The organism is Enterobacter sp. H2G27, assembly GCF_054403075.1.
Window position 1 is genome coordinate 1,876,757 of record NZ_JBSVSI010000001.1, and the last position, 6,613, is coordinate 1,883,369.

General features: G+C 54.2%; 6 protein-coding genes. 3 read left to right on the top strand and 3 right to left on the bottom strand.

The genetic code is table 11. The features are described 5' to 3' along the window. The first annotated feature begins 57 nt into the window (after positions 1-57). The gene (locus tag ACW9E7_RS08975) at positions 58-852 is read left to right on the top strand and encodes a YdcF family protein (RefSeq protein ID WP_367897272.1); all 795 of its coding nucleotides are present in this window, start codon (positions 58-60) and stop codon (positions 850-852) included. 55 nt (positions 853-907) lie between these two features. Here ACW9E7_RS08975 and gap read toward each other — a convergent pair whose 3' ends face one another. Beyond that, positions 908-1,909: a type I glyceraldehyde-3-phosphate dehydrogenase gene (gap, locus tag ACW9E7_RS08980; RefSeq protein WP_288461741.1), complete on the bottom strand. Its 1,002-nt coding sequence runs from the start codon at positions 1,907-1,909 to the stop codon at positions 908-910. Between the two features lie 189 nt (positions 1,910-2,098). Between gap and cybB the strand changes: the two genes are divergently transcribed. Beyond that, positions 2,099-2,629, top strand: coding sequence for a cytochrome b561 (cybB, locus tag ACW9E7_RS08985; protein WP_111964665.1), 531 nt, complete (start codon positions 2,099-2,101; stop codon positions 2,627-2,629). 44 nt (positions 2,630-2,673) lie between these two features. Here the strand turns inward: cybB and ACW9E7_RS08990 are convergent, their stop codons facing one another. Next, positions 2,674-3,741, bottom strand: coding sequence for an oxidoreductase (locus ACW9E7_RS08990; RefSeq protein WP_136194833.1), 1,068 nt, complete (start codon positions 3,739-3,741; stop codon positions 2,674-2,676). Between the two features lie 13 nt (positions 3,742-3,754). Beyond that, on the bottom strand, positions 3,755-4,498 hold the full coding sequence (locus tag ACW9E7_RS08995) for a DeoR/GlpR family DNA-binding transcription regulator (RefSeq protein WP_115875010.1): 744 nt from the start codon (positions 4,496-4,498) through the stop codon (positions 3,755-3,757). Positions 4,499-5,239: 741 nt separating this feature from the next. Between ACW9E7_RS08995 and ACW9E7_RS09000 the strand changes: the two genes are divergently transcribed. Further along, the gene (locus tag ACW9E7_RS09000; protein WP_133294365.1) at positions 5,240-6,577 is read left to right on the top strand and encodes a TolC family outer membrane protein; all 1,338 of its coding nucleotides are present in this window, start codon (positions 5,240-5,242) and stop codon (positions 6,575-6,577) included. Positions 6,578-6,613 lie beyond the last annotated feature (36 nt).

The window sequence follows — 6,613 nt, forward strand, 5'->3', positions numbered from 1 at the left end:
TTCTGGTTATTTCAGAAAATGATAAATTCGGCGCTTCAACAACGTGAGGAGTTCACCATGGTTCAGCCCCATTTTCCCGTTCTGGCGAATGCCACGCTGGCGGCCATCAATACTGTCGGTGAATGGCTGGCGCAGGATGATCTGAGCGTGACGCGTCAGGCCCCGGAGATAGATGCGGTGATTCTGGCTGGAAACGCGGTGATCCCAACCATTGACGCGGCCTGCCGTATTGCCGCGCAGAGAGAAATCCCGCTCCTGATTAGCGGCGGCATCGGGCATTCGACCACCTTTTTATATGCTGCCATCGCCAGTCATCCGCGTTACCACACCGTACCGGTCGCAGGGCGGGCCGAAGCAAGCATTCTTGCCGACATTGCGCGGGAGTTCTGGCAGATCCCGCAGGGGCATCTGTGGGTTGAGGATCAATCCACCAACTGCGGTGAAAACGCGCGCTTTAGCTGGAACATGCTGAAACAGCGTCATCGAACGACCGGGCGGGTGCTGGTGGTGCAGGATCCGACGATGCAGCGCCGCACGATGGCGACGTTTGCCCGCGTTTGTCGGGATGAGTCCGAGTCACCGGAGTGGACAAGCCATCCCGGGTTTACGCCAACGCTGCAAAACGGAAAAGAGGGCGTGGAATTCGGTGAGGGCAACACCGGGCTGTGGCCCGTTGACCGCTATCTTTCTCTGGTTCTGGGGGAACTGCCGCGCCTGTATGATGACGCCAACGGCTATGGCCCGGCCGGGCGGGATTATATTGCTCACGTTGAATTCCCCGAGGCCGTCATGGACGCATGGAAACAGCTGCAGCAGGATCCGGTCCTGAAGGTGACGCGAAAAATCATCTGAGCACGGAACAATTCCCTCGCCCCAATGGGGAGAGGGTTAGGATGAGGGGAAAAAATCACAGTGCCGCAAACTTATCCAGCGTCCGCACCAGTTGAGTGACGAAACCGTATTCGTTGTCATACCAGGCAACGGCTTTCACCAGCTGAAGTTCTCCCGCCTCTGACACCTCCGTCTGCGTGGCGTCAAACACCGAACCATAGTGCGAGCCAATCACATCTGACGACACAATTTCTTCGTCGGTATACCCAAACGATTTATTGCCCTGCGTCGCCTTTTTCAGCGCGGCGTTGATCTCCTCAACGGTGACTTTCTTGCCCAGAATGGCCACGAGCTCGGTTACCGAACCCGTTTTTACCGGCACGCGCTGCGCGTGGCCCTTAAGTTTGCCGCTGAGCGCAGGGATCACCAGGCCAATGGCTTTGGCGGCACCAGTGGTGTGCGGAATAATGTTCTCTGCCGCCGCCCGGGAGGCGCGAAGGTCTTTCCCGCGCGGGCCATCTACCAGCGCCTGCGTACCGGTATAGGCGTGAATGGTGGTCATGGTGCCCACCTTAATTTCAAACGCATCGTTCAGGGCTTTCGCCAGCGGAGCGAGGCAGTTGGTGGTGCAGGAGGCGACGGAGATGATGGTATCACTGGCGTTAATGGTGTCGTCATTAACGCTGTAGACGATAGTTTTCATGTCACCCGCAGGCGCAGAAATCAGCACTTTCTTCGCGCCGGCGTCCAGGTGCGCCCGTGATTTCTCTTCAGAAGTATAAAAGCCGGTGCACTCCACGACGATATCCACGCCTGCGGCTTTCCACGGAATGTGCTTCGCCTCTTTCTCGGCGTACACCGCAATGGTTTTACCGTCCACAATCAGCGCATCCTCGGTGAAGTCCACGCTCCACGGGAAGCCACCGTAGTTGGAATCATGCCTTAGCAGGTAGGCCAGCACTTTCGGGGAGGTGAGGTCGTTGATGGCGACGACGGTATTACTGTCCTGGGTTTCAAGAAGGCGACGCAGTACAAGGCGCCCAATGCGTCCAAAGCCGTTAATGCCAATTTTACTCATGGTGTTCTCCTGTAAACGTGTCGATGCGACAGTTTGAACTCATCCAGGCTTAGACCATCACGGGCAGGGCGGCAATTGAAGATGCTTCATGCGGGAGGAAGTATTTGAAAAACCATACAGAAAAGTTAATGAATTTTTAAGGAAAGGGGATTATGTTGGCGCGGTAACTGTTTTTAATCGAGAAATCACATGCGCACTAAATATACAAGCCTGCAAATCGGCATCCACTGGCTGGTGTTTCTGTTAATCATCGTCGCCTACTGCGCCATGGAGTTCAGAGGTTTCTTCCCGCGCACCGCGCGCCCGGCGATCAACATGATCCACGTCTCTTGCGGTATCAGTATCCTGGTGCTGATGGTGACGCGTCTTCTGGTTCGCCTGAAGTTCCGCGCGCCACCGATTCAACCGAAGCCAAAAGCGATGGTGACGGGGATGTCCCATCTGGGGCATCTGGTGGTTTATCTGCTGTTTATTGCGCTGCCGCTGATTGGCATTGTGATGATGTATAACCGGGGTAGCGACTGGTTTGCTTTTGGCCTGGCGATGCCGCATGCGGCAGAGTCAAATTTTGACCTGGTTGATGTGCTGAAAGAGTGGCACGAAACGCTGGCAAATCTGGGCTATTTTGTGATTGGCCTGCACGCCGCGGCGGCGCTGATGCACCACTATTTCTGGAAAGATAATACCCTTCTGCGCATGATGCCGAAAAAGCGTTCGTAGTCTTTAACGCTTGCCGGGTGGCGATGCGCCACCCGGCTTGTTTTTTAACCCAGCAAAGCACGCTCTTCGGCAGTTAACGCCAGCCCCTGAGTTGACCCCGTCTCCGACGACTTCACCGCCGCTTCCAGCACGGCCATCACCGCTAATGCCTCAACAGGGTGGACAGGATTGGCGATTTCCCCGCGTAGCGCATCACGCACGTTAATATAGTACTGTCGCTGATCGCCTTTCGGGGTAGGGATCGTCTGCGGTGCGCCGTCGGCCCCAAAGAACACCATACTGTCGCTGTCTTCGCCCCAGGTTTCACTGCCAGGAGTCACCCCTGCGAGCAGCTGTGCTTCCTGCTGATCGATTCTGGCCTTCACCACGCTGCCCTTGTCCCCGTTGACGGCAAAGCGCGCCGTACCGCCTGCCACCAGCATGCTGGCGTGCAGAATCACCTTATGCTCCGGGTAGTTTAAGACCACGTGCGCCCAGTCGTTAACTTCAGCGCCGTCGCGCAGCGTCGCGATATTCCCCTGAACCGACTGCGGCAGGCCAAAGAGCTGCAGCGTCTGGTCTATAAGATGAGGCCCCAGGTCAAACCACAGGCCACTCCCGGGGACGTTCTGCTCGCGCCAGCGCACGCGCACTTCCGGGCGGAAGCGGTCGATGTGCGATTCAAGGTGTTTAACCTTGCCGAGCGTGCCTTGCTCAATAACCTGCTTAATGCCGAGGAAATCGCTGTCCCAGCGGCGGTTGTGGAAGACGGAGAGCAGCAGCTGCTTTTCCTCCGCCAGCGCAATCAGGTCGCGGGCTTCCTGCATGTCAAGTGTAAAAGGTTTATCCACGACCACGTGTTTACCCGAGTTCAGGGCCAGCGTCGCCAGCGGGGCGTGCGTGGCGTTGGGGGAGGCAATCACTACCAGGTCAACATCAGGATGCTGAATAGCCTCTTCAGGGGTGGAGACCACCTGTACGTCCGGCAGATCGCGTTTTACCTTCTCTTCATCGCGAGAAGAGACAACTGCCAGCTTAAGCCCGTCCACAGACTGGATCAGCGGGGCATGGAAGGTTTTCCCGACAAATCCATACCCGATCAGCGCAATGTTGATTGTTTGAACTTTACTCATGACCTTCTCCACGTTAATTCGCGCACACCGTGACCTGCAATGCGCCAGGGTCCCCAAGCTCAGGCCAGGGACGATCTAAAAAGAGTTGTTGAATGTTGGATAACCCGGAAACCAGATACGGCTCGCAGCGGTTAATTTTCAGATGATCGGCGACAATCCAGTGCACGTGGCTTGCGTCGAGCATTGCGCGTTTAACCTCGGCATCCGCTTCTTTACCGGCGCTCAGACCGAGTTCGGCATGAATGGCGCACGCCCCGAGGATGGCGATATCTGCCCGATAACGGGACAGCAAAGATAACGTGGCGCTTCCGGCAAACAGGCGCTGCTGGTGGTCCCATTTGCCGCCGAGCAGGATCAGCTCAACGTCTTCCCGGTCGCTAAAGTGCTGGGCGATATCCAGCGACGTGGTAATGACGGTGAGCGGCCCCTGAAGAAAGGTGGCGACGGCCATCACCGTGCTCCCGGCATCCAGAAAAAGGGTGGAGCCCGGTGGAACCTGCTGTGCGACCTGCTTACCCAGGCGCTGTTTGGTCTCCGGCAGCAGCGTATTGCGGCCCTGACGGTTCATGGCTGAGAGATTCAACGCGATGGCTCCGCCGTGGTTCTTCTGCGCCAGGCCCTGGTTCTCCAGGTCGGTCAGATCCCGACGAATGGTATCGGCTGAAACCTGCAGCTTTTCGGCCAGCTCGGTGATGCTGGCCTGGCCTTGCTCGCTCAGGATATCCAGAACGTAGCGTTGACGAGCGGTTTTGTGCATGGGGGTACATTCCTGCAAAATGTCGCAATAGTTTGCATAATACAGCATTTTAACGCAGAGAAAAGGGCAATGTCGTTTTGATGTCGGGGAGTGAGGTGATGATTCAGATGCGTGATTATTAAAATTTTATTAAAAAGGTATAAGCAAGCCGTTTTGAATGTTAATCATAATGTTATTGTTATGTTTTATTTAACAGTTTGGGTTATGTAACCACTGCACCATCATTGTCTGGGTTTTAATTCTGTTAAATGGTGATAGTTCGGTTTTTAATTGCTTTAATTAGTTTATTAATGGCATTAAATTTTAATTGGGCCTGTTTGGCTACTTAAATTGACACTTCTTTGAAAATCTTTGTGTCTGACCCGAGCGGAAATTAACGCAAAAATGTGCAGGGAGCAAATTAAGAATTTTCCTTAAATAACAGTCGGTTTATATGTTTCATCTGAAAGGTCATTTTAAGAGTTTTGTCCAGAAACCCCATATTTTTTCTTAATTGTAACACCGCCTTAACATTGAGGGTGTAGTGGCCTATAACACATTTTGTTATGCTGCTAACCACTTTAGGAAATAAGTAAATTCTTAATTTAAATAAGACGCAGGCAGATCTCATCTCCAGAGGAAATGGGTATGGGGGAGTTTTACCTAAAATACGGCAAGGATGCTAAATAAGATATTTGTCTAATTATCTATACCTCTTTTTGGGTAATTGCTTCAGTGTCACTCAGAGTCAGGGAGATAACAATGACGATATTACGAAAGCCTATGTTACGCCGATTTACAGCAGCACTGGCATTCATTTCATTAGCCATAAATACGGCGTACGCCAATAGCAGTCAGGTGGGCATTGCCCCGGTTGCCACGACAACCTTAAAAGAAAGTATTCTTTTTGCTATCGATCGCGATCCGTCTATTAGTCAGCAGGCCGCACAATTGGGTATTGGCCAGGCACAAATAGATGAAGCGCGCAGCGGCTGGATGCCGCAAATATCGTTGAACGGGAGTACAGGGCACAGCCAGACCACCGATTCCAGCGGGTCGCTGAAGAATTCGGCCGCCTGGGGGCTGAGCCTGACGCAGCTGCTGTACGATTTTGGCAAGACTAATAACAGCATCAGCCAGTCTTCCGCCCAGCGCGATAGCTATCGCTATCAGCTGATGGGCACGCTCTCTGACGTGGCGGAAAAAACGGCGCTGAGCTACGTCGAGGTCAAACGCTATGCCGATCTGCTGCAGGCGGCAAAGGAGAACGTTCAGGCGCTGAAAAACGTTGAGCAGCTGGCAAAGCTGCGTGCCGATGCGGGCGTGAGCTCGACCTCCGATGAGCTCCAGACCCGCACGCGTATTGCCGGCATGCAGGCGACGGTCGCGCAGTATCAGGCCGCCTTAAACAGCGCCCGCGCGCGGCTTGCGGTATTAACCGGTATGCAGGCAGAAAACTATTCGCCTGTACCTGCAAACCTCGCGGTTGAACCTGATTCGCTCAACCGCATTGATTACTCGCTGATACCGGCGGTTATGGCCGCGCAAAACATGGAGCGCTCTGCCCAGTACGGCGTGGAAACGGCGAAGTCCCAGCACTGGCCGACGTTAAGCCTGAAGGGTGGGCGCACCCGTTATGAATCGGACAACCGTTCGTACTGGGACGACCAGATCCAGCTCAATATTGACGCACCGCTTTATCAGGGGGGCGCAGTTTCCGCACGAGTGCGGCAGGCTGAAGGAGCACGAGCGATGGCCTCCTCTCAGGTCGATCAGGCGCGTTTTGACGTCCTGCAAAAAGCCTCCGTCGCGCAGGCGGACTGGACCGGCGCACGGGGAAGAATGGAGGCCGGAAAGCAGCAGCTGGAAAATGCCCTGCGCGCCCGGGATGTTTATAAAAATGAGTACACCCTGAGCAAGCGGAGCATTAACGATCTGCTCAGCGTTGAGCAGGATGTCTGGCAGGCTACTTCGGCGAAAATAATCGCTGAGTATGATGGCTGGAGTTCGGCAATTAATTATGCTTCCGCGGTTGATAATTTAATGCCGCTTATTGGAATAGAGAAAAACGCTGCCGCAAAATTACCCGATTTGAGTTAATAAAAGACGCGCAGTGTTGCGCAAAGTAAGACTGAA

Coding starts and splice junctions, on each gene's coding strand:
- ACW9E7_RS08990 (WP_136194833.1), bottom strand. CDS start 3,741: ATGAGTAAAGTTCAAACAATCAACATTGCGCTGATCGGGTATGGATTT.
- ACW9E7_RS09000 (WP_133294365.1), top strand. CDS start 5,240: ATGACGATATTACGAAAGCCTATGTTACGCCGATTTACAGCAGCACTG.
- gap (WP_288461741.1), bottom strand. CDS start 1,909: ATGAGTAAAATTGGCATTAACGGCTTTGGACGCATTGGGCGCCTTGTA.
- ACW9E7_RS08975 (WP_367897272.1), top strand. CDS start 58: ATGGTTCAGCCCCATTTTCCCGTTCTGGCGAATGCCACGCTGGCGGCC.
- ACW9E7_RS08995 (WP_115875010.1), bottom strand. CDS start 4,498: ATGCACAAAACCGCTCGTCAACGCTACGTTCTGGATATCCTGAGCGAG.
- cybB (WP_111964665.1), top strand. CDS start 2,099: ATGCGCACTAAATATACAAGCCTGCAAATCGGCATCCACTGGCTGGTG.